This is a genomic window from Rudaeicoccus suwonensis (assembly GCF_007829035.1).
Lineage (GTDB): Bacteria > Actinomycetota > Actinomycetes > Actinomycetales > Dermatophilaceae > Rudaeicoccus > Rudaeicoccus suwonensis.
This window is the reverse complement of record NZ_VIVQ01000004.1, coordinates 89,298-111,346: the sequence shown is the minus strand read 5'-3', so window position 1 is coordinate 111,346 and position 22,049 is coordinate 89,298. Positions and strand designations below refer to the sequence as shown.

Annotated in this window: 16 protein-coding genes; 11 read left to right on the top strand and 5 right to left on the bottom strand. The window is 65.8% G+C overall.

Annotated elements, in window-relative coordinates; genetic code table 11:
* Positions 1-2 precede the first annotated feature (2 nt).
* Positions 3-1,730, bottom strand: a complete 1,728-nt coding sequence (gene treS, locus BKA23_RS16220; protein ID WP_145230408.1) for a maltose alpha-D-glucosyltransferase — start codon at positions 1,728-1,730, stop codon at positions 3-5.
* Between the two features lie 3 nt (positions 1,731-1,733).
* Positions 1,734-3,854 carry an alpha-1,4-glucan--maltose-1-phosphate maltosyltransferase gene (locus BKA23_RS16215; protein WP_425473783.1) on the bottom strand — a complete coding sequence of 707 codons (2,121 nt, stop codon included), beginning with the start codon at positions 3,852-3,854 and terminating at the stop codon, positions 1,734-1,736.
* Between the two features lie 56 nt (positions 3,855-3,910).
* Between BKA23_RS16215 and glgP the strand changes: the two genes are divergently transcribed.
* Positions 3,911-6,484 (top strand): alpha-glucan family phosphorylase, encoded by a 2,574-nt coding sequence (gene glgP / locus BKA23_RS16210; RefSeq protein WP_145230406.1) that lies wholly within the window; start codon positions 3,911-3,913, stop codon positions 6,482-6,484.
* Between the two features lie 104 nt (positions 6,485-6,588).
* Here the strand turns inward: glgP and BKA23_RS16205 are convergent, their stop codons facing one another.
* Both BKA23_RS16205 and BKA23_RS16200 read right to left on the bottom strand, forming a co-directional pair.
* Positions 6,589-8,310, bottom strand: coding sequence for a thiamine pyrophosphate-dependent enzyme (locus BKA23_RS16205; RefSeq protein WP_145230404.1), 1,722 nt, complete (start codon positions 8,308-8,310; stop codon positions 6,589-6,591).
* Positions 8,307-9,863 (bottom strand): FMN-binding glutamate synthase family protein, encoded by a 1,557-nt coding sequence (locus BKA23_RS16200; protein WP_145230402.1) that lies wholly within the window; start codon positions 9,861-9,863, stop codon positions 8,307-8,309. Before BKA23_RS16200 ends, BKA23_RS16205 begins: the two co-directional genes overlap by 4 nt.
* A 92-nt stretch (positions 9,864-9,955) precedes the next feature.
* Between BKA23_RS16200 and BKA23_RS16195 the strand changes: the two genes are divergently transcribed.
* The 8 genes from BKA23_RS16195 (at position 9,956) to BKA23_RS16160 (ending at position 18,431) form a co-directional block, all read left to right on the top strand.
* Positions 9,956-10,321 carry a hypothetical protein gene (locus BKA23_RS16195; protein WP_145230400.1) on the top strand — a complete coding sequence of 122 codons (366 nt, stop codon included), beginning with the start codon at positions 9,956-9,958 and terminating at the stop codon, positions 10,319-10,321.
* Positions 10,321-10,755 (top strand): hypothetical protein, encoded by a 435-nt coding sequence (locus BKA23_RS16190; RefSeq protein WP_145230398.1) that lies wholly within the window; start codon positions 10,321-10,323, stop codon positions 10,753-10,755. The genes BKA23_RS16195 and BKA23_RS16190 overlap by 1 nt, the downstream gene beginning before the upstream one ends.
* A 54-nt stretch (positions 10,756-10,809) precedes the next feature.
* On the top strand, positions 10,810-11,808 hold the full coding sequence (locus tag BKA23_RS16185; RefSeq protein WP_170226635.1) for a LacI family DNA-binding transcriptional regulator: 999 nt from the start codon (positions 10,810-10,812) through the stop codon (positions 11,806-11,808).
* A 118-nt stretch (positions 11,809-11,926) separates the two neighbouring features.
* Positions 11,927-13,255 carry an ABC transporter substrate-binding protein gene (locus BKA23_RS16180; RefSeq protein WP_145230394.1) on the top strand — a complete coding sequence of 443 codons (1,329 nt, stop codon included), beginning with the start codon at positions 11,927-11,929 and terminating at the stop codon, positions 13,253-13,255.
* Positions 13,255-14,190, top strand: coding sequence for a carbohydrate ABC transporter permease (locus BKA23_RS16175; RefSeq protein WP_145230392.1), 936 nt, complete (start codon positions 13,255-13,257; stop codon positions 14,188-14,190). The genes BKA23_RS16180 and BKA23_RS16175 overlap by 1 nt, the downstream gene beginning before the upstream one ends.
* A 25-nt stretch (positions 14,191-14,215) precedes the next feature.
* Positions 14,216-15,025: a carbohydrate ABC transporter permease gene (locus tag BKA23_RS16170; RefSeq protein WP_246104707.1), complete on the top strand. Its 810-nt coding sequence runs from the start codon at positions 14,216-14,218 to the stop codon at positions 15,023-15,025.
* The gene (locus tag BKA23_RS16165) at positions 15,022-16,953 is read left to right on the top strand and encodes a glycoside hydrolase 5 family protein (protein ID WP_211841772.1); all 1,932 of its coding nucleotides are present in this window, start codon (positions 15,022-15,024) and stop codon (positions 16,951-16,953) included. The genes BKA23_RS16170 and BKA23_RS16165 overlap by 4 nt, the downstream gene beginning before the upstream one ends.
* A 104-nt stretch (positions 16,954-17,057) precedes the next feature.
* Entirely contained in the window at positions 17,058-18,431 is a 1,374-nt protein-coding gene (locus BKA23_RS16160; RefSeq protein ID WP_145230388.1) for a GH1 family beta-glucosidase, read from the top strand.
* A gap of 88 nt (positions 18,432-18,519) precedes the next feature.
* Here BKA23_RS16160 and glgX read toward each other — a convergent pair whose 3' ends face one another.
* Positions 18,520-20,676 (bottom strand): glycogen debranching protein GlgX, encoded by a 2,157-nt coding sequence (gene glgX / locus BKA23_RS16155; RefSeq protein ID WP_145230386.1) that lies wholly within the window; start codon positions 20,674-20,676, stop codon positions 18,520-18,522.
* A gap of 39 nt (positions 20,677-20,715) precedes the next feature.
* Here glgX and BKA23_RS16150 point away from each other — a divergent pair, with 39 nt between their 5' ends.
* Both BKA23_RS16150 and BKA23_RS16145 read left to right on the top strand, forming a co-directional pair.
* Positions 20,716-21,222 carry a hypothetical protein gene (locus BKA23_RS16150; RefSeq protein ID WP_145230384.1) on the top strand — a complete coding sequence of 169 codons (507 nt, stop codon included), beginning with the start codon at positions 20,716-20,718 and terminating at the stop codon, positions 21,220-21,222.
* The gene (locus tag BKA23_RS16145) at positions 21,219-22,010 is read left to right on the top strand and encodes an enoyl-CoA hydratase/isomerase family protein (protein ID WP_246104706.1); all 792 of its coding nucleotides are present in this window, start codon (positions 21,219-21,221) and stop codon (positions 22,008-22,010) included. Before BKA23_RS16150 ends, BKA23_RS16145 begins: the two co-directional genes overlap by 4 nt.
* The last annotated feature ends 39 nt before the right edge of the window (positions 22,011-22,049 follow it).

The following is a 22,049-nucleotide window of genomic DNA, read 5'->3' as shown; positions in this document are numbered from 1 at the left end:
AGTCAGTCTCCCGTCGTGGAGCGGATGGACAGCCAGAAGAAGTCGCGCGAGCCGAGGGTCAGGGTGACCGTCCCGTCGTCGCCGACCGAGGGAAAACGACTGCCACCGAACAGATCTCGCAGCCGGGCACCGCTGAAGCGCTCCGGCAGCGTGACCGTCACCGACTGCGGCCGGCTCGACAGGTTGTTCACGCACAGCACGTCGCGCACCTCCAACTCCTCGTCGGCGTCGGAGGCGTCGGCATCGCTCACCGATCGGGTGAACGCCAGGATCGCCTCGTTGTCGCTCGGCGCCGAGACGTAGTCGCCGAGGCCGAAGACCGGATACCGGGAGCGGATCGCGAGCATCTCGCGGACCCAGTGCAGCAGCGACGAACCCGACCCCATCTGGGCTTCGACGTTGACGTTGTTGTAGTGGTGTACCAGGCTGGAAATGACTGGCAGATAAAGCTTTCCGGGGTCTGAGGTGGAGAACCCGGCGTTGCGGTCCGGCGACCACTGCATGGGGGTGCGCACCGCATCGCGGTCGTCCAGCCAGATGTTGTCGCCCATCCCGATCTCGTCGCCGTAGTACAGGCACGGTGAGCCGGGCAGGGACAGCAGCAGCGCATGGATCAACTCGATCTCGGCCCGGGAGTTGTCGAGCAGCGTGGCCAGCCGGCGGCGGATCCCGACGTTGGCGCGCATCCGCGGATCCGGGGCGTACCAGCCGTACATCGCGGCGCGCTCCTCCGGCGTGACCATCTCCAGCGTCAACTCGTCGTGGTTGCGCAGGAAGGTGCCCCACTGCGTCCCCTGCGGTATGGCGGGGGTGTCGTCCATCACCTCGATGATGCGCGTGGCCTTCTCGTCACGCAGGGCGTAGTAGAGCCGCGGCATGATCGGGAAGTGGAAGCACATATGGCACTCGGGGGCCTCCTCGGTGCCGAAGTAGTCGACGACCTCCCGCGGCATCTGGTTGGCCTCGGCGAGCAGCACCCGGCCGGGGTACTCCTCGTCGACCATCGCTCGCAGCTTGGCGAGGAACTCGTGTGTCTTGGGGTGGTTCTCGCAGTTGTGCCCCTCCTCGGCATACAGGTAGGGGATCGCGTCGAGGCGGAAACCGTCGATTCCCAGGTCCATCCAGAAGCGGACGATGTCGAAGACTTCCTCGTGGACCTTCTCGTTCTCGAAGTTCAGGTCCGGCTGGTGGGAGAAGAACCGGTGCCAGAAGAACTGCCGCCGGACCGGGTCGAAGGTCCAGTTGGACACCTCGGTGTCGATGAAGATGATGCGCGCGTCGGCATACTTCTCGTCGGTGTCGGACCACATGTAGTAGTCGCCGAACGGGCCCTCGGGGTCGGACCGGGACGCCTGGAACCACGGGTGCTGATCGCTGGTGTGATTGATGACCAGGTCGGTGACGATCCGGATGCCGCGGGCGTGCGCCTGCGAGACCAACTCGGTGAACTCCGGCAGCGTGCCGAACTCCGGCAGCACAGCCTTGTAATCGGCGATGTCGTAACCACCGTCGCGCAGCGGCGATGCGTAGAACGGCGGCAACCACAGGCAGTCGACACCGAGCCACTGCAGATAGTCGAGACGGTTGATCAGGCCGGAGAAGTCGCCGGACCCGTTGCCCGTCGAGTCGCCGAAGGCGCGCACGAGCACTTCGTAGAACACGGCCTTGCGGAACCACTGCGGGTCGTGCCGCAGGCCTGGTTGTTGAAGACTGAAATTCGGCGGTGCCACCGGTCAGAACCTCCGGACGTGGATGATGTGCAACGGTTCGGCGTCGGGGCCGAGTCGGACGTAGTTGTCGGCCCCCCAATGCCAGCTGGCATCGGTGAGCAGATCGTGCGCGGTGAACGCCTCCTCGGCCTGCAGACCCAGCGCCGTGAGGTCGAGGTGCACTGTGGACTCGCGGGTGGAGTGCGGGTCGGTGTTGGCAACCACGATGATCACGTCGTCGCCACTGCGCTTGGAGAACGCCAGCATCGCCGGGTCGTCGACGCGGTGGAAGGTGATGTTTCGCAGCCACTGCAACGACGGGTGCGCCCGCCGAATCTCGTTGACATGCTTCAGGAATGGAGCCAGGCTCTGCCCGGCGCGATCGCCACCTTCGGCGTATCTGGACCACTCACGGTCCTTGTATTGATACTTCTCGTTGTCGAGTTGTTCCTCGGCGCCCGGTCGCGCGACGTGCTCGATGAGCTCGTATCCCGCGTAGATGCCGTATGTCGGCACCAGCGTCGCGGCGAGGGCTGCGCGCAGCTTCCACGCGGTCGGTCCGCCGTACTGCATGTACGGCGTCAGGATGTCGTGTGTGGTCGGCCAGAAGCTCGGCCGCATGTACGCCGCTGAGTCGAACGCGAGCTCTTCGACATACTCCTGGAGTTCCTCGGCCCCGTTGCGCCAGGCGTAGTAGGTGTAGCTCTGCTGGAAGCCGACCTTCCCAAGGGTCGCCATCATCGCAGGCCGGGTGAATGCTTCGGCCAGCCAGATGATCTCGGGGTGTGAGCGGGCGACGTCGGCGATCAGCCACTGCCAGAACTCCACCGGCTTGGTGTGCGGGTTGTCGACACGGAAGATCGTGACCCCGTGGTCGATCCACACCTGCACGATCCTGCGGACCTCGGCGTAGATGCCGGCCGGGTCGTTGTCGAAGTTGACCGGATAGATGTCCTGATATTTCTTCGGCGGGTTCTCGGCGTAGGCGATGGTGCCGTCGGCGCGCGTGGTGAACCACTCCGGATGCTCGGTCACCCACGGGTGGTCGGGGGAGCACTGCAGCGCCAGGTCGAGCGCGACCTCCAGATCGAGTTCGCGGGCGCGGGCGACGAAGGCGTCGAAATCGTCGAAGGTGCCCAGGTCGGGGTGGATGGCGTCGTGCCCGCCGTCCGGGCTGCCGATGCCGTATGGCGATCCGGGGTCTCCCGGGCCTGCGGTGAGGGTGTTGTTGGGGCCTTTGCGGTTGGTCGTGCCGATCGGGTGCACCGGTGTCAGGTAGACAACGTCGAAGCCCATGTCGGCGATCGCGGGCAGACGTTCGGCGGCGGTGCGCAGCGTCCCGGAGACCCATTCGCCGGTCTCGTCGTCGAAGTGCGCGCCCTCGCTGCGCGGGAAGATCTCGTACCACGCGCCGGTCAGCGCGCGTTGCCGCTCAACCCACCAGGTGTATGTCGCACCGGCCGTGACGTGGTCGCGCAACGGTGCCGCGGCGAGGACCCGCGCCACGCCGACGTCGGTGCCTGCGGCGATGCGGGTTGCAGGCGGCTGCTTCGTGTCGCGCAGACCGGCGATCGCGGTGGTGAGGGTCGCGCGATCGGCAGCCGGCCGCTGCACCTCGCCGATTGCCCGTTCAAGGATGCGTGCGCCCTCCTCGAGCATGACGTCGACGTCGACATCGGCTGCGATCTTGATCACGGCGTCGTGCGCCCAGGTGCCGTACGGATCGGACCAGCCTTCGACCCGATAGGTCCAGAAACCGGCCCGATCGGCGCTGACCGTGCACTCCCACAGATCCAGCCCCGGATTGGTGCAGTGCATCGGCAATGGCGTGACGGTGCCCGTCGGATCGGTGACCACGACGGTTGCGTTCACCGCGTCGTGGCCCTCGCGGAAGACAGTCGCGGTGATCGAAAACTCTTCACCCACAACGGATTTCGTTGGCAACTCGCCGCCGTCGACGGACGGTCCGACATCTCGCACGGGGATACGGCCAATGGGTGATGCTGTGGATCGTGGGTCGGTTGAGGGGGCGAGTGTCGTCGGCAGACGGTGGGCGATCGGATCCGGATCAGTCACCACACCGACGCTACAAGATGCAGGGTCCGGATGCGGGTCTTGCATCGATCCGGGCGACCGCCTGCTCATATCGGGCTTCGGGATGTACCGGACGCGGCCAGCCCGGGGCCTTACCATTTTGCCGCGTGAGAGCCATCCGACGTTTCCACGTCCGAACCGCCCTGCCCGAGGCGCTGACGCCGTTGTCCGAGCTCGCGACGAACCTGCGCTGGTCCTGGGACAGCCGCACCCGCGAGATCTTCCACGACATGGATCCGCAGGCCTGGAGCCGCGTGCACCAGGATCCTGTCGCGCTGCTCGCGGCGCTGACCCCGGACCGGCTCAATGCCCTCGCGAATGACCCCGGCTTCGTCGGACGCGTGCACCACGCCAGCGAGCGACTGCACGACTACCTGCGCAAGCCCGTGTGGTTCGACGGATTCAACGGCGATCAGCTCGCACCAGCGTCCATCGCCTACTTCAGCGCGGAGTTCGGCATCACTCACGTGCTGCCGCAATACTCAGGTGGCCTGGGCATCCTGGCCGGCGATCACCTCAAATCGGCCAGTGACCTGGGCGTGCCGATCGTCGGCATCGGGCTGTTCTACAAGTCGGGCTACTTCAAGCAGCGGCTGTCCGCAGACGGGTGGCAGCAGGAGCAGTACCCCCTGCTCGACCCCGACGACCTGCCGTTGTCGTTGGTGCGAGAGGCCGATGGGACTCCCGCCCAGGTGCAGCTGGCGCTGCCCGAGGGCCGCACCTTGCACGCGCACATCTGGAAGGCGCAGGTCGGCCGGGTGCCGCTGCTGCTACTCGACTCCGATGTCGTCGCCAACGACCAGGCCGGACGAGAGCTGACCGGCCGGCTGTATGGCGGTGGTGGTGACCAGCGGCTGCAGCAGGAGATGCTGCTCGGCATCGGTGGCGTGCGTGCGCTGCGCATCTGGTCGCGTCTCACGGGTGCGCCGGCGCCGGAGGTCTACCACTGCAACGAGGGGCATGCCGGGTTCCTCAGCGTCGAACGCATCAGCGAGCTCGTCACCGGGTCCGGTCTGAGCTTCGAGCAGGCCGCGCAGGTCGTGCGTGCCAGCAATGTGTTCACCACTCACACGCCTGTGCCCGCTGGAATCGACCGATTCGACGCCGAACTCGTCCGGATCCACTTCTCCGGCAGCGCCGAAATCGCCGGCGTGCCTGCAGCCTCGATCCTGCCGATCGGTGCCGAATCCTACGAGGGTGGCAGCGACGGCATCTTCAACATGGCCGTGATGGGCCTGCGCATGGCACAGCGCTGCAACGGTGTCTCGCAGTTGCACGGTGTCGTCAGCCGCGAGATGTTCGACGGACTGTGGCCCGGCTTCGACGACAGCGAAGTGCCGATCACCAGCATCACCAACGGCGTTCACGCTCCGACGTGGATGGACCGCAAGGTCGTCGACCTCGGTCGCAAACACTTGGGCATCGACGGGGTGCGCGAGGTCTTCGGTTGGGATCAGGTCCACCGGATTCCGCGCCACGAGCTGTGGGCGGTCAAGCGGGAGCTTCGCGAGCAATTGATCGCCGACGTGCGCGAGCGGATGCGCAAGTCCGCCCGACACCGCGGTGCGACGCTGGCCGAAGTCGGCTGGACCCGCAGCATCCTCGACCCGGACGTCCTCACGATCGGGTTCGCCCGCCGCGTGCCGACCTACAAACGGCTCACGCTGATGTTGCGTGACCCTGACCGGCTCAAGGCACTGCTGCTGGATCCGGATCGTCCGATCCAGTTGGTCATCGCCGGCAAGTCGCACCCCGCCGACGAGACCGGCAAGAAACTGATCCAGCAGATGGTGCGCTTCGCCGACGACCCCGCCATACGGCACCGCATCGTCTTCCTGCCCAACTACGACATCGCGATGGCGCAGCAGCTCTACCCCGGCGTCGACGTGTGGCTGAACAACCCGTTGCGCCCGTTCGAGGCCTGCGGCACATCCGGCATGAAGGCCGCGCTGAACGGCGCCCTCAATCTGTCGATTCTCGATGGCTGGTGGGACGAGTGGTATGACGGCAACAACGGCTGGGCGATCCCGACGGCCGACGGCATCGAGGACGAAGACCGCCGCGACGACATCGAATCGGCGGCGCTGTACGACCTGATCGAGACGCAGGTCGCGGCCCGCTTCTACGACGTCGACGAGGACGGCGTGCCGCACCACTGGCTCGAGATGGTCGAGCACTCGCTGAAGTCGCTCGGCCCGAAGGTCCTGGCGACGCGGATGGTGCAGGACTACACCTCACTGCTCTACACGCCGGCCGCGATCGCCGGTCGTGCCGCGGCAGCCGACCAGTTCGAACTGGCGAAACAGCTTGCGGCGTATGGCGAAGTCGCTCGCGCGCAGTTCCACAACGTGCAGGTCGAGCACGTCGAGTCCGATGGCGTCGGCGATGCACCGCTGTTCGGCGACGAACTGGTCGTGCGCGCCTACGTCCGCCTCGGCGAGCTGCGTCCGGAGCAGGTCGCGGTGCAGGTCGTGCACGGTCGCGCGGGCGAGACCGATGAACTGACCGACGTCGAGATCGTGCAGATGAGCGCGACCGAGGACCTCGGCGACGGCAGGTTCCGTTTCGACGGGACGTTCGCGATGACCCGCACAGGAGCCTTCGGCTACAGCGTGCGGGTGCTGCCCGCGCATGAGGGTTTGGCCAGCGCTGCCGAACTCGGACTCGTCGTCAACGCCTGACCGTCGTTGATCCGACCGGGCTGCTGACAACAATGCGGGGCAGTGGTGCAATCTCACCACTGCCCCGCATTCGTGTCTGCGGTCGTCACGCCGCGACAGCGTGCTCAGGCGCTTTCGAGGGTCTCCTTGGTCTTGGCGATGGCGAACCCCCACGCCTGGTGCACGCTGGGCTTGGGCGGCAGCGCGATCTCGTCGGGGTTGGTCACGATGTCGAGCAGATACGGCTCACCGGACGTCAGGGCAGTTCGCACCGCCTCGTCGAGCGCGTCCGCCGAGGTGACCCGGGTCGACTTCAGGCCCATCGCGGCTGCCACGGCGGCCAGATCCGGGTTGTCCAGCTTCGTGCCGAACTCCGGCAACCCGCCTTGCTCCTGCTCGAGCTTGACCATGCCCAGGCGACCGTTGTCGTAGACCACGAAGGTCACCGGCAACTGATAGCTCACCGCCGTGCGCAGGTCACCGAGCAGCATCATCAGTCCGCCGTCGCCGCAGTTGGCGATCACCTGACGGCCGCGGTCGAGTGCCTGTGCGCCGAGTGCCTGCGGCATCGCGTTGGCCATCGAGCCCAGGTTGTATGACCCGAGCAGCCTTCTGGTGCCACGGAATTCGACGAATCGCGAGATCCAGACCGTCGACATACCGGTGTCGGAGGTGAAGATGGCATCCGCAGCGGCGTGACGATCGAGGGCGGCCGCCACGGCTTCGGGCCGGATGCGCTCGTCGGGGTTGTCGGCCTTGCCGCGCAACCGGCCGAGGAAGGTCGAGTCGTGATCGGGACTCGTGAGCTTCTGCTGGCGCTCGTGCCACTCGCCGTAGGCCTTGGTCGCCTCGCGCAGGTGCTTGTCGTCGGTGCGGGCGGTCAGGTGCGGCAGAAGTGCCTGCAGGCTGGGTTTGGTGTGCCCCACGACGGCGTGATCGACCTGGGTGCGCCGACCGATGTGCTCGGCGCGGGCGTCCAGCTGGATGACTGTCTTTCCCTTTGGATACCAGTCGCGGTAGGGGAAGTCGGTGCCGATCATGAACAGCACCTCGCAGTCGTCGAAGGCCTTCTTGGTCGACGGATTGCCGATGAGCCCCGACTGGCCGATCTGGAACGGGTTGTCCTGCTCCAGGGTCTCCTTGCCCTTCAGCGTCAGCACCATCGGTGCCTGCAGGGTCTGCGCGAGCTGCAGGATCTCGGCGCGCGCCTCGCGTGCGCCCTGACCGACCAACAGCGTCACCGCCGAAGCGTCATTGAGGACCTTGGCCGCCAGAGCCAACTGATCGTCTGGCGCCGCTGCTTCTGCCGCGGCCGGAGCGAACTTCGGGTTGCGCGCGTCCTTGGCGACCTCCTCGTCGCCGATGTCTCCGGGCATCGTCAGGACTGCGACGCCTTGGCCCGAATAGGCAGCATTGACAGCCTGTTCCAGCAGTTGCGGCATCTGGCTGGCCGCGGTCACGGTCTGGGCGAACTGCGCGACGTCGGCGAACAGGACGTCGTTGTTGACCTCCTGGAAGAAGTCGGTGCCCATCTCCGGGCTCGGGACCTGGCCACAGATCGCGAGGACCGGAGCGTGCGACTTCTTTGCGTCATACAGCCCGTTGAGCAGGTGGATCGAACCCGGCCCGACGGTCCCCATGCACACGCCGATGCGGCCGGTCAGCTGCGCCTGCGCGCCCGCGGCGAAGGCGGCGGCCTCCTCGTGGCGCACGCCGATCCACTCGATCCGGTCGTCGCGCCGAATCGCGTCGGTGACCGGGTTGAGGGCGTCTCCCACGACACCCCAGACCTGGGTGACGCCGTGTTCGGCGAGGGCTTCGACGAGCATTTCTGCGACGGTGGTCATGCGGCTCCTCCGGGGTTGGCGGTGCGGTGACGACTCAGTTGCGGTGAGAAGGCGTCGGCGCTGGCTGCTGCCCAGTCGGCGGCCCAGTCGTGGGGGCCACCACTGAGCAGCTCACCCGGCTCGAGCCAGGTGAAAAGCTCTGCGTACGAACGACTTTGGTTTTCGGCGACGTTGTAACGAAGCATATGCGGGCTGAGCTCATGCGGCTCGCGCGCGCCCAGGCTCGCCATCAACTGGGCGGCCTGCTTGACCGTCGCCTCCTGGTAGCGACGCACACGCTCGCTCTTGTCACCGATGTCGATCGCGCGAGCGCGGGCGTGACTCTGCGTGGCCACGCCGACCGGGCACTTGTCCGTGTGGCACTGCTGGGCCTGGATGCACCCCACGGCCATCATCATTGCGCGGGCGGCGTTGGTGTAATCGGCGCCCTGGATGAGCCGTTTGACCAGATCTGCTCCGCCGGCGACCTTGCCGCTGGCACCGATCTTGATCGTGTCGCGCAGACCGGCTCCGACGAGTGCGTTGTGCACGGTGAGCAGGCCGGACGTGAGCGGCATACCGACGTGGTCCTCGAACTCCAGTGGCGCCGCACCGGTTCCGCCCTCGGCTCCGTCGACGATGATGAAGTCGGGTGTCGTGCCCACCTCGATCATCGCCTTGCACATCGCGAGCACATCTCGTCGCGAGCCGACGCAGAGCTTGAAGCCGGCGGGCTTGCCGCCGCTCAGGTCACGCATGCGCGCGATGAACTCGATGAGCTCGGTGGGGGTGTGGAAGACCTTGTGCGAAGCGGGGCTGACGCACTTCTTCCCCTGTGGCACGCCGCGGATGTCGGCGATCTCCTTGGTGACCTTGGAAGCAGGCAGCACACCACCGATGCCGGGCTTCGCACCCTGGCTCAACTTCAGTGACACGCACTTGACCTGGTCGTGAGCGGACTTGTCGCGGAACATCTCCGGGTCGAAGTCGCCGTCCTTGGTGCGGGTGCTGAAGTACCCCGAGCCGATCTCCCAGACCAGGTCGCCGCCGTTCTCCAAGTGGTATGACGACAACCCGCCCTCGCCGGTGTCGTGCGCGAAACCGCCGAGCGCAGCTCCCTTGTTGAGGGCGCGAATCGCGTTGGCGGACAAAGCTCCGAAGCTCATTGCCGACACGTTGAGCAACGCCATGCTGTACGGCTTGCTGCAGTCGGGACCGCCGACCAGCACGCGTGGTGGTTCGTCCGGTTCTTCCAGCGGCGCGGTCGAGTGCACGAGGTTCTCGTAGCCCGCCGCGTGCACGTCGCGCTCGGTGCCGAAGGGTTGCTCGCCGTGGATGCCCTTGGCGCGCTCGTAGATCACCGAGCGGGTGTCGCGGTCGTATGGTCGGCCGTCCCAGTTGCGTTCGATGAAGTACTGCTGCAGTTCCGGACGGATGCCCTCGAGGAGATACCGCATGTGTCCGATGACGGGATAGTTGCGAAGGATCGAGTGCTTGCGCTGGATCAGATCCCGTGCGGCCAACGCCGCGACGGCGCTGCCTGCAACACCTGCGGTGGTCTGCCATTTCCCCATGAACGTGTTCTCTTTTCTGTGGCGGCTTTCACGTCAACGTTGCAGCGGTGGCTGTGAAGTGGCTGGCAGGAAAGGGTTCGTAGAATGTCCGCGTGCTTCTGCCTCTCACAGCCGTACTCATCTCCGTGTTGAGTCTGCTGGCGTTGTATGCCGCCTACCTCACCCTTGCGGGTAAGCCCATCGACAATCCGATGTTCTACCTGGCCTGTGTCGGCGAGGCGGCGATCGTCATACAGCTGCTGGTGGGGGTGTTGCGTCTCGGGCACGCGAGCAGCCACATGTCCCGGCCGTTGTTCATCGCCTACCTCGCGGGTTTGGTCTGCGTGCTGCCGATAGCCGGCTTCTGGGCGATAGCTGAGCGTCGAACTCGTTGGGGGACAGGGGTTTTGCTCATCGCAACACTAGGACTTCTGGTCATGGTCGTGCGACTGGTTCAACTGTGGAACGGACAGGGCTGATGCGCACCAACACCGGGCCCGGGCGGATGCTCGTGGCGGTCTACGGGCTGTTTGCCCTCGCAGCTACGGGACGCTCGATCATGCAGATCGTGCAGACCTGGCCACACCAGCACCTGCCCTACTGGCTGTCGGCTGTGGCCGCCGTCGTCTACTGCGTCGCCACTGTCGCGATTGCCCGAGGGGACCGGACCAGTGGGCGAATCGCGTTGCTGACCATCAGCTTCGAGCTTTTCGGTGTCGTCGCGGTGGGACTGTGGTCGTATCTCGACTCCGCTGCGTTCGCCGTCGGTGGTCAGGGTGGCGACACCACGGTGTGGTCGAAATTCGGTCAGGGGTACGGATACGTGCCGTTGGTGCTTCCGGTGCTCGGGTTGTGGTGGCTGCGGCACAACGGGATCAGCGTGAGGGGCGACAGAACTGAACGGGTTAAGTAGACTCGCGCCACATTCTCCGATCCCGAGGGGGCGCCGATGGCGAGCAGGGCGACGATGGCGGACATTGCGCGGCAACTGGGAATCTCCAAGGCTGCGGTGTCGTACGCGCTCAACGGTCAGCCCGGCGTCGCCGCCGACACCCGAGAACGCGTGCTCGCGGTAGCACAGGATCTCGGCTGGCATCCCAGCGCGAGCGCGCGCGCGCTCACTGGCTCAGAACTGCGCGTCATCGGTCTGGCGCTGTCTCGGCCGACTGATGCCTTCGCCGTCGACTCGTTCTTCTTCCGGTTTCTCGCAGGCGTGGAAAGTGTTCTTGTTGAACGTGGTTGGAGCTTGTTGCTACGTGTCGTGGGTGACAACACCGATCTGGAGGTCGAGACCTATCGGCGCTGGTGGGGGGAGGGGCGGATCGACGGTGTGATCGTCGTCGACGAACGTCATCACGACGAGCGCATTGCCGCGATCGAGGCGATGGAGCTTCCGGCGGTGCTGTGTGGGGGGCCACGGAAAGACGTGAGAATGCCGTGTCTGTGGACCGATCAGGCCGGGGACGGTGCCCTCGTTGTCGAGCATCTCGCCGACCTCGCACATCGTCGTATCGCGCACATCAGTGGCCCGCGGATTTTCGCGCACGAACGCGCCCGGCAGCGGGGTGTCAGGGCGGCAGCGGCGCGGCACGGTATGGAAGTCATCACCCTCGAGGGGTCGTATGCAGCCGCGGACGCCGACAAACTGACCCGGCGACTGGTCCAGCAGGGCGAGCCACCCACGGCGCTCATCTTCGGCAACGATCACATGTCGGTGGCAGGTCTGCGAACCCTGCGCGAGCTGGAGATTGCCGTTCCAGAGCAGATATCCGTTGTCAGCTGGGACGATTCGCCCCTCACGACAGCAGTGGACCCGCCGCTCACGGCGCTCGCCCGGGACACCCAGGGTTACGGCCGGCAAGCTGCGGAGGCCCTGTTGGATCTTGTCGCAGGCAGGCACCGTGGTCGGATTGCTGTGCCCAGGTCTGCTCTGCGGGTCCGCAGCAGCACAGCGATTGCTCCCTGAGCGGTCGAATCGCTGTGTAACGATTCGATAACTCGGCTGTTAACTTAATCGGGTAAGTGGTGTGATTCACATTGTCGTCGCGACGAGTGGTCGCGGTCCCCTGTCCGGAGGTTCCAGAGTGAAAACACGTCTTATCCCTGCGATCGTGGTCGTCGCAGCAATTGCCGGGACAGCCGGCTGCGGTTCGAGTTCAAGTTCGGGGTCGAGCGCCGGAAGCTCCGGCGGATCCAGCGGATCCGGCACCACGCTCACGTACTGGGCGAGCAACCAGGGTGCCACCATCCAGGACGACGTCAAGGTGCTCACCCCGGAACTGGAAAAATTCCAGAAGGAGACCGGCATCAAGGTCAAGCTGCAGGTGATCGGCTGGCCGGATCTGCTGAACAAGATCCTGGCCGCAACCAGCAGCGGGCAGGGCCCCGACGTGGTCAACATCGGCAACACCTGGGCACCCTCGTTGCAGGCCACCGGGGCGTTCATGCCGTTCGACGCGAGCGCGCTCAGCGCCATCGGCGGCAAGGACAAGTTCGTGGCGGCGTCATACGCGACGGGCGGTGTGAAGGGTCAGGACCCGACTTCCGTGCCGCTGTATGCCCTCGCCTACGGGCTCTACTACAACAAGAAGATGTTCGCCGATGCCGGACTCCAGCCGCCGACGACGTGGCAGGAGCTGCAGGCCGACGCCAAGAAGCTCACCAATCCCTCGACCGGCACCTACGGCATGGCGATGGAGGGTGGCAGTTACACCGAGAGCGTGCACTTCGCGTTCATCTTCGGCCAGCAGCAGGGCGCCGACCCATTCAACGCGCAGGGACAGCCAGACTTCACCTCGCCCGGTATGGTCGCCGGCGTCAAGCAGTACGTCGACCTGATGAGCGACAAGGTCGTCAACCCCAGCAGCGTTCAGTACAAGAACGGCCCCGAGGCGCCGGGCGACTTCGCCAACGGCAAAGCCGCGATGCTGATGAGCCAGAACAACGCTGACAACACGCTGGTCGCCGACGGCATGAAGACCAGCGAGTACGGCGTGGTGCCGATCCCCGCCCCGACCGGTGCTGCCCAGAACACCGCGAGCTTCGTGGCCGGTATCAACATCTCGATCTTCAAGAACTCCAAGAACAAGGCCGCCGCGCTGAAGTTCGTCAACTTCATGACCAGCCCGGCGGAGCAGCAGATCTTCGACGTGCCCTTCGCCGCGCTGCCGGTGATCAGCGGCGTCACGCCGAACTTCACCACGAACACCCAGGAGGCGCAGACCTTCCAGCAGATCCTGGCGACTCGTTCGGTGCCGCTGCCGCTGGTGGCCAACGAGTCGGAGTTCGAGACCAACGTCGGCAACGCGGTCAACCAGCTGATCGCACAGGCGGCGACCGGTAGCGCACCCACGTCGGCGCAGATCAAGGCCGCGCTGCAGCAGGCGCAGGACAAGATGGCCGCCGCCGGCTGATGGCGGCACACCCTACGACGCGTCGAGCCGGCGGGCGCCACGCCCGCCGGCTCACGCCGTATCTGCTCATCGCGCCGGCGATCGTGCTGGAGCTGCTGATCCACATCATCCCGATGCTGGTCGGCGTCTGGATGTCGTTCGTCCAGCTCACCCAGTACTACATCGCCAACTGGTCTTCGGCGCCGTGGCAGGGTCTTTCGGCATACAAGGTGGCGTTGAACTTCTCGTCACCGGTCGGCGACAGCCTGCTGCACTCGTTCAAGATCACCTGTCTGTACACCGTTGTCGTCGTTGCCATTTCGTGGTTCTTCGGTATGTCGGCTGCGCTGGTGCTCCACCGCAAGTTCCGCGGCCGCGGGCTGTTCCGCACGCTGTTCCTGGTGCCGTACGCCATGCCGATCTACGCCGGGATCATGACCTGGAACTTCATGCTCCAGCGCGACAACGGCCTGGTGAACCATGTGCTGAAGTCGCTGGGCATCACCGACGGTCAGACGTTCTGGCTGATCGGTGGCAATGCGTTCTGGTCGATGGTGGTCATCGCGATCTGGCGGACCTGGCCGTTCGCCTTCCTCATGCTGCTCGCCGGCCTCCAGAACATCCCTGAAGACGTGTATGACGCTGCCGCAGTCGACGGCGCCGGGATCTGGCGGCAGATCCGTTACATCACCCTGCCGGCGTTGCGACCGGTCAACCTGGTGCTGGTGCTGATGATGTTCCTCTGGACGTTCAACGACTTCAACACGCCCTTCGTGCTGTTCGGCGCGCAACCGCCGACGTCCGCCGACCTGGTCTCGGTGCACATCTACGGGGCGTCCTTCGTCAACTGGAACTTCGGCTTCGGTTCGGCCATGTCGGTGCTGCTGTTGTTGTTCCTGCTCGTGGTTACCGGGGCCTACCTGCTCATCTTCAACCGGAGGTCTCGTCGTGCGTGAACCTTTGTCCTTCAGAGTCTTTCGCGTGATCGTCCTCGTTGTGCTGAGCCTGTTCGTGCTGGTGCCGATGTGGGTGCTGCTGACCAGTTCGGTCAAACCACTGGGCGAGGTGCAAGGCGCTTTCCACTGGTGGCCGACGCACATGACGCTGGAGCCGTTCAAGGACATCTGGAGCACCGTGCCGCTGGGCAAGTACTTCCTGAACAGCGTCATCGTCAGTTCCATCTCGACGGTGCTGAGCGTGCTCGTCGCGATCTTCGCCGGATACGCGGTGTCGCGGTGGACCTTCCGCGGTCGCAGCGTGTTCACCACCACGATCCTGTCCACGCAGATGTTCCCCGGCATCCTGTTCCTGTTGCCGTTGTTCCTGATCTTCGTCAACATCGACAAGGCGCTGGGCTTCACCCTGCTGTATCAGACGCGCACCGGACTGATCATCACCTACCTGACGTTCTCGTTGCCGTTCGCGATCTGGATGCTCGCAGGCTACTTCGACGGCATTCCTCGAGACCTCGATGAGGCTGCGAGCATCGACGGCGCATCGGCCATGACCACGCTGCTGCGGGTCGTGTTGCCGGCGGCTCGGCCGGGAGTCATTGCGGTTGCTGTGTATTCGTTCATGACCTCATGGGGCGAGATCCTCTTTGCGTCGCAGATGACTAATCCGTCCACCGAGACGCTGGCGATCGGTCTGCAGAGCTACTCCACGCAGATCAACGTCTACTGGAACCAGGTCATGGCTGCCTCACTGGTCGTCAGCCTGCCGATCGTGGTGATCTTCCTGCTGCTGCAGCGATACCTGGTCGCCGGTTTGACGGCGGGAGCTGTCAAGTGAGCCGCGGTGTCGAGCGACCGCTGCGTTTCCTGCGCAGCGACGGTCGCAAGCAGGTGTGGTTCGGCTGCAACTTCTGGTCTCGCGGCGGCGGTCCGTTCATGTGGCAGTCGTATGACGAGCAACTGGTCCGCGAGGAGCTCACGCTCATGCGCGACAACGGCCTCGACGTGACCAGGTCCTTCCTGTTCTGGCCACACGCCATGCCCGAGCCGGGCGTTCTCGACGAAGCAGTCATGGAGCGATTCGCACAGTTCCTCACGCTTCATCGAGAGCTCGGAATGCGCACGATCCCAACGTTTCTCGTCGGTCACATGTCGGGGGAGAACTGGGACCCCGCCTGGCGGGGCGGGCGGGATCTGTATACGGACGTCTGGATGGTCGCCCAGCAGGCCCACTACCTGACCGAGGTGACTCGTCGCTTCGCCGGCGACGCCGCCGTTGCCGGTTGGCTGGTGTCCAACGAGATGCCCATCTACGGCGGCGCGGGCGATCGCGCCGCCGTGACAGCGTGGGCACAACTGATGGTCACCGCCATACGGGCCGGTGGTGCGACCGAGCCGATCTCGATCGGCGACGGCGCCTGGGGTGAGGAGGTGACCGGCAAGGACAACGGCTTCAGCGTCCGCGATCTGGCGAAGGTCACCGACTTCGTCGGCCCACACGTCTATCCGATGGGCGACGACGTCGTGCGGCAGCACCTTCGTGCGGCCTTCGTCTGCGAGATGGCGAACGTCGCGGGGCTGCCCACGGTGTTGGAGGAGTTCGGGGTCAGCTCCGATTTCGCCTCCGACGAACACGCAGCGCAGTACTACCGGCAGGTGCTGCATTCGACGCTGCTTGCCGGTGCGACCGGCTGGTTGGCCTGGAACAACACCGATTTCGACAATCTGCCGCAGCAGGATCCCTACCGTCACCATCCCTTCGAGCTGCACTTCGGGCTCACCCGGGTCGACGGTTCGTGCAAACCGCAACTGCATGAGATGACTCGTCTGCGGGAGGTCGTCGAAGCTGTCGACCTGCCCGCGTGCCGTCGTTGGTCGACGCAGACAGCGTTGCTGGTCCCGGCATACATCGACGCGCCGAAACACTGGACCTTCGGCGAGCAGGAACGCACGCACATCGTCGACGTGCTCGAGCAGGCGTATGTCGCCTGTCGCGAGGCCGACCTCGGGCCGGTGTTCGTGCGTGAACCGGAGGTTCTGCCGGACGGCGCCGACCTGGTGCTGGTGCCGTCGGTGAAGGCGCTGACCGTGCCGACCTGGCATGGCCTGGAGCGGGCGGCCGCAGCCGGCCGAACGGTCTATGTTTCCTACGGACTCGGTGATTCGCCGGTGCAACGTGGGCCGTGGTGGACAGGTCTCGAGGAGCTGTTCGGTGTGCGGCACACGCTGCGCTACGGAATGGTCGAGCCGGTCGACGACGATGTGGTCGAGGTGCGCTTCCTCGCATCGTTCGGCGGCTTCGAGGTCGGTGAAACGCTTCGATTCGAAGCGGCTGGTTCAGCCGGTGGGCGCAGCATCCTGCCGGTCGAGCTCGTCGGCGACGACGCTGGTGCACAGATCGTCGCGGTCGATCAGCACGACCGACCGGTGCTCGTGCGCCGACGACACGGTGACGGCCAGGCGGTGCTATGCACCCTGCCTGTCGAGTATTTCGCGGCTCGTCGCCCACGGGTGAACCCCGAGGACACCTGGCGGTTGTATGCCGCACTCGCGGCCGAAGCCCACGTCGAGCGTCGAGCAAGCATCGCCGACCCACGCGTCGTCGTCGACGGGGTCACCCATGACGACGGCCGCGAGTTCGCCTGGTTCGTCAACGGATCCGCCGACGAGATCGATCTGTCGGCCTACGGCGTCGCGCAGTTACCGCCGTACGCCGTGGCCGTCGTCCAGTTGCCGGCGACGCCTGTTGCGGTGATCGGTGCCTGAGGGCGCCGACCGCATCCTCGTCGATCCTGCCGATTCCGACCGCGCCCGAAGGGTGGGCCGCACTGACCGTCACACCTATGCATTTGTGAAAGAGAGTGAAATCAATGAGTGTTCAGTTCCCCGCCGACTTCGTCTTCGGCGCTGCGACAGCGTCATACCAGATCGAGGGGGCAGTCGACGAGGACGGCCGCGGCACCTCGATCTGGGACACGTTCAGCCACACGCCCGGCGCCGTCGTCGGTGGTGACACCGGCGATGTCGCGTGCGACCACTATCACCGCTACCCCGAGGACATCGAGCTCATGCGGCGACTCGGCCTCGACAGCTATCGCTTTTCGATCGCTTGGCCGCGGATCCAGCCCGACGGCGCCGGAGAAGCAAACAAAGCCGGTCTCGATTTCTACGACCGCCTGGTGGATTCGTTGCTGGACAACGGAATTGACCCATGCGCGACGATCTACCACTGGGACCTGCCGCAGGCGCTGGAGGATGCCGGAGGCTGGCGCAACCGCGACACCGCCCACCGGTTCGCCGACTACGCCGCACTCGTGCACGATCACCTCGGTGACCGGGTGCACCGGTGGATCACCCTGAACGAGCCGTTCTGCTCCTCGATCCTCGGGTATGCCGAGGGGCGTCACGCGCCCGGTGCCAAGGAGGGTGACGGCGCCCTCGCGGCGGCGCACCACCTGCTGCTCGGGCACGGTTTCGCTCTGGCCGCGCTGCGCGCAACAGACATCAAGAACCAGATCGGCATCACGCTCAATCTGCAACCGGTGCAACCTGTTTCGGATGATCCGGCTGATGTGGCGGCCGCCGATCGGTCTCTGTTGCTGAGCAACCTGTTGTTCACCGACCCGGTGCTGGCCGGTCGTTATCCGCAGCTCGCGCGACAGACGTGGGGCGAGCTCAGCGACTTCGGGTGGATCCGCGACGGTGATCTGGCCACGATCGGGGCACCGCTGGACTTCCTGGGCGTCAACTACTACTTCCCGAGCAACGTCAAGGCCGTGCCCAATGACGAGCCGGATGCCTCGCGTCGCACTGCCGATGACATCGGTGCCAAGCTGGTGATCCCGGACGGCGAACCGTTGACCGAAATGGGCTGGCCGATCGACGCCGACGGGCTGAACAGGCTGATGCACTGGCTGAAGGACACCTACCCGGGTCTACCGCCGATCTACATCACCGAAAACGGTCGTGCCAGCGTCGACGAGGTGCGGTCGGACGGCAGCATCGACGACCAGGACCGCATCGAGTATCTGCGCACTCACCTGACTGCGCTGGCTGCCGCTCGTGGCGAGGGCGTCGACGTGCGCGGCTACTACCTGTGGTCGTTGCTGGACAACTTCGAGTGGGCAGAGGGCTACGCCAAGCGGTTCGGCGCGGTCCATGTCGACTACGGCACGCAGAAGCGCACGCCCAAGGCCAGCTTCGAGTGGTACCGCAACCTGGTGGCGACGCGCCAGCTCGACTGACCTGCTGCGCGATTGACCGGCGCGCGATTGACCGGCGATATTCGACGCCAGGGCGCCAATGACAGCCCTGGCGTCGAATGTCGCGGGATCAGTCGATGTCGGAACCGACCCCGCGCAGTATGACGAAGGACGCCGCCTCGACCGGCAGCGCCTCGCCGACCGAGACGGTGCGGCTGTCCACAGCATCCGGTCGCTCGCAGCCGCTGTCCCACATCAGTTCCCAGTGCGTCACCCCGGTGTTCGCCGGAAGGGTCACAACGCTGTCGTGCGCCGAGCCGTGCAGCACCAGCAGCAACCGGTCGTCCCCGACATCGGCGCCGTCGAAGACCACCTGCACCGTGCGTGTGGTGCCGTCGTTCCACTGCTCGGCGGTCAGGATCGAGCCGTCGATGCCGTGCCAGTGCAGGGCAGCCAGCGCGTCGCCGTCGGTCGGCTCACCGGGGAAGAACGTGCGCTGCCGCAACACAGGATGCGCGGCCCGCAAGGCCACCAAAAAGCCGGTGGTCTCGACCAAATCTCGCTGCCACTGCTCCAACGACCAGTCGTACCAACTGATGTCGTTGTCCTGACAGTAGGCGTTGTTGTTGCCGCGCTGACTGCGGCCGAACTCGTCGCCACCGGTCAGCATCGGTACACCGCACGCGAGCACGAGGGTGGCCAACTGGTTGCGGATCGCGCGTCGGCGCAGCTTCTCGGTCTCCGCGGACGCACCTTCGTGGCCCTCGACGCCGAAGTTCCACGACCGGTTGTTGTCGCTGCCGTCGCGGTTGCCCTCGCCGTTGGCGCCGTTGTGTTTGCGGCTGTATGCCGTCAGGTCGGCGAGGCTGAAGCCGTCGTGAGCCGTGACGAAGTTGATCGAGGACATGGGTGACCGAGATCCGAACAGGTCCCGTGATCCCGCCAGCCGGGTGCCCAGATCGCTGACCCCGTGGCCGGGGTGCCCGGCGAGGTCGGCGGCGACGTCGCCGAGCCAGAAGTCGCGCACGGTGTCACGAAACCGGTCGTTCCACTCGGCGAAGGGCGCCGGGAACTGACCGGTCCGCCAGCCGTGCGAGCCGACGTCCCACGGCTCGGCGATCAGCTTCACCTGGCCCAGCACGGGATCCGTCCGCAACGCCATCAGGAACGGGTGGTCGGGGTGGAAGGCGTCGTCCAGCCCGCGGGCCAGCGCCGGCGCCAGGTCGAAGCGGAAACCGTCGACGTGCATCTCGCTCACCCAGTAACGCAACGAGTCCAGCACCATCCGGATGGGCACCGGCTGACGCATGTCGAGGGTGTTGCCGCACCCGGTTACGTCGACGTCGTTGCCCCGCTCGTCGAGCCGGTAGTAGGTCGCGTTGTCCAAGCCCCGCCACGACAGGGTTGCTCCACCGGAGGCGCCCTGCTCGCACGTGTGGTTGTAGACGACGTCGAGGATCACCTCGATGCCCGCCGCGTGCAGCAGTTTGACCATGCCCTTGAACTCATGGATGCGCTCCTGCGGATCTACGCTTGCGGCATACCCGCCGTGCGGCGCGAAGAACCCGAGTGTGTTGTATCCCCAGTAGTTCACCAGGCCGTGCTGCACGAGCCGTGGCTCGGACGTGAACGCATGCACCGGCAGCAGTTCGACGGCGGTGACCCCGAGCTGTTGCAGATGCGCGATCGTCGCGGGATGCGCGAGCCCGGCATACGTGCCGCGCAGATGGTCGGGCACGGAGCTCAGTTGCCGGGTCAGCCCTCGCACGTGCGTCTCGTAAATCACCGTGCGATCCCACTGCGTACGCAGTGGGCGGTCGACCCCCCAGTCGAATCCGTTGCCGACCACGACGCTGCGCGGCACGTATGCCGCAGAGTCCCGTGTGTCGCGCACATCCCCGTCACCGGACAGCTGTTCGTCGACCACATGGCCGAAAACCTCCGGACGCCACTGCACGTCGCCGACGATGCCGCGTGCGTAGGGATCCAGCAGCAACTTGGCCGGATTGTGGCGGTGACCGGCGCTCGGCGCCCACGGTCCGTCGGTGCGGAAGCCATAGCGCCGGCCGGCGCCGACACCCGCCACGTGACCGGCCCAGATGCCGTGCGCGTGGGGAGTGAGAGGCACGCGGATCTCGGCTCCGGCGTCGTCGAACAGGCACACGTCGACGGCTGTTGCCGAGGCGCTGAAGACGCTGAACTCGGTGCCGTCGGAGTCGATGGTGGCGCCGAGCGGCGGTGGGTCGTCGAGGGAGCGCCGAGCGGCGGCCGTGGCCTGGATGGGCATGGCGGACAGCCTATGTAACGGTGAAGTAGCGTGGCTCACATGACTGATCCGACTTCCATCCCCAACTTCCCTCCGCCCGCAGGTGAGAGCCCGCTGCGCGGTCGCGTGCTGGACGTTCTGCAGGACGAGGGATTCCGTCCCGACATCGACACCGACGGCGATGTGAGCTTCAAGGTCGAGGGCCAGCAGCTCTTCGTGCGATGCATGGAGGGTGAGCCGGCGATGATGCGCATCTTCGGCCAGTGGCAGATCACCGAAGACCTCCCGCAGGACGTCCTGAAGCACCTGCTCGCGGCCAATGACGTCACCCTCAGCCTCAACATCATCAAGACAGGCATCGCCAACGGCACCCTCGTGGTCACCGGCGAGCACCTGGTCTCCCAGCACGACGACGTCAAGCAGCTCGTGCAGTCGACCACCCAGATGGTGCTGCAGGCAGTTCAATTGTGGCACCGGGCGGTCACCAGCGACGGTCCGCACGCTGCCACCTCTGCCGAGCCGCCCGCCATCCAGCAGCCGGCACCGGAAGCGAACGGCGAAGCGTGAGTTCGTCCTACGGCGAGTTCGTCTCGCTGGAGGTCACCGACGGCATCGGTGTCATCCGCATCGACCGGCCGAAGATGAACCCACTCAACGCGCAGATTCAGGAAGCGTTACGCGACGCAGCGATCGATGCGGGCGCTGATGACTCCATCGCCGCCGTCGTCGTCTACGGCGGCGAGAAGGTCTTCGCCGCGGGCGCCGACATCAAGGAGATGCAGCAGCTGGGGTACACCGACATGGTGTCGCGCTCCACTCGGCTGCAGGAGTGCTTCGCCGCGATCGCGCGTATCCCCAAGCCCACGGTCGCAGCGATCGCCGGTTACGCCCTCGGCGGCGGTTGCGAGCTGGCGATGACGTGCGACTTCCGCGTTGCCGCAAGCGACGCCAAGCTGGGGCAGCCCGAGATCCTGCTCGGTATCATCCCCGGTGCCGGCGGCACCCAGCGTCTGTCCCGGCTGGTCGGCCCGGCCAAGGCGAAGGACATCATCTTCAGCGGCCGCTTCGTCGACGCCGACGAGGCGCTGCAGATCGGACTCGTCGATCGCCTCGCCGAGCCCGGTCAGGTGCTGGAGACAGCTCTCGCGCTGGTCCGGCCGTATGTCGGAGGCCCGTCGTTCGCGCTGCGCGCCGCGAAGGAAGCCATCGATCGGGGTCTCGAGGTCGACCTGCAGACCGGTCTGGCCATCGAATCCATGCTGTTCTCATCGCTGTTCGCAACGAAAGACCGTTCAACGGGCATGACGTCGTTCGTTGAACAGGGACCGGGAAAGGCTGTATTCGAAGGCCGCTGACCTGCGGTGCTGTTCGCCCGGAGCGCCGCTGCACCGAAC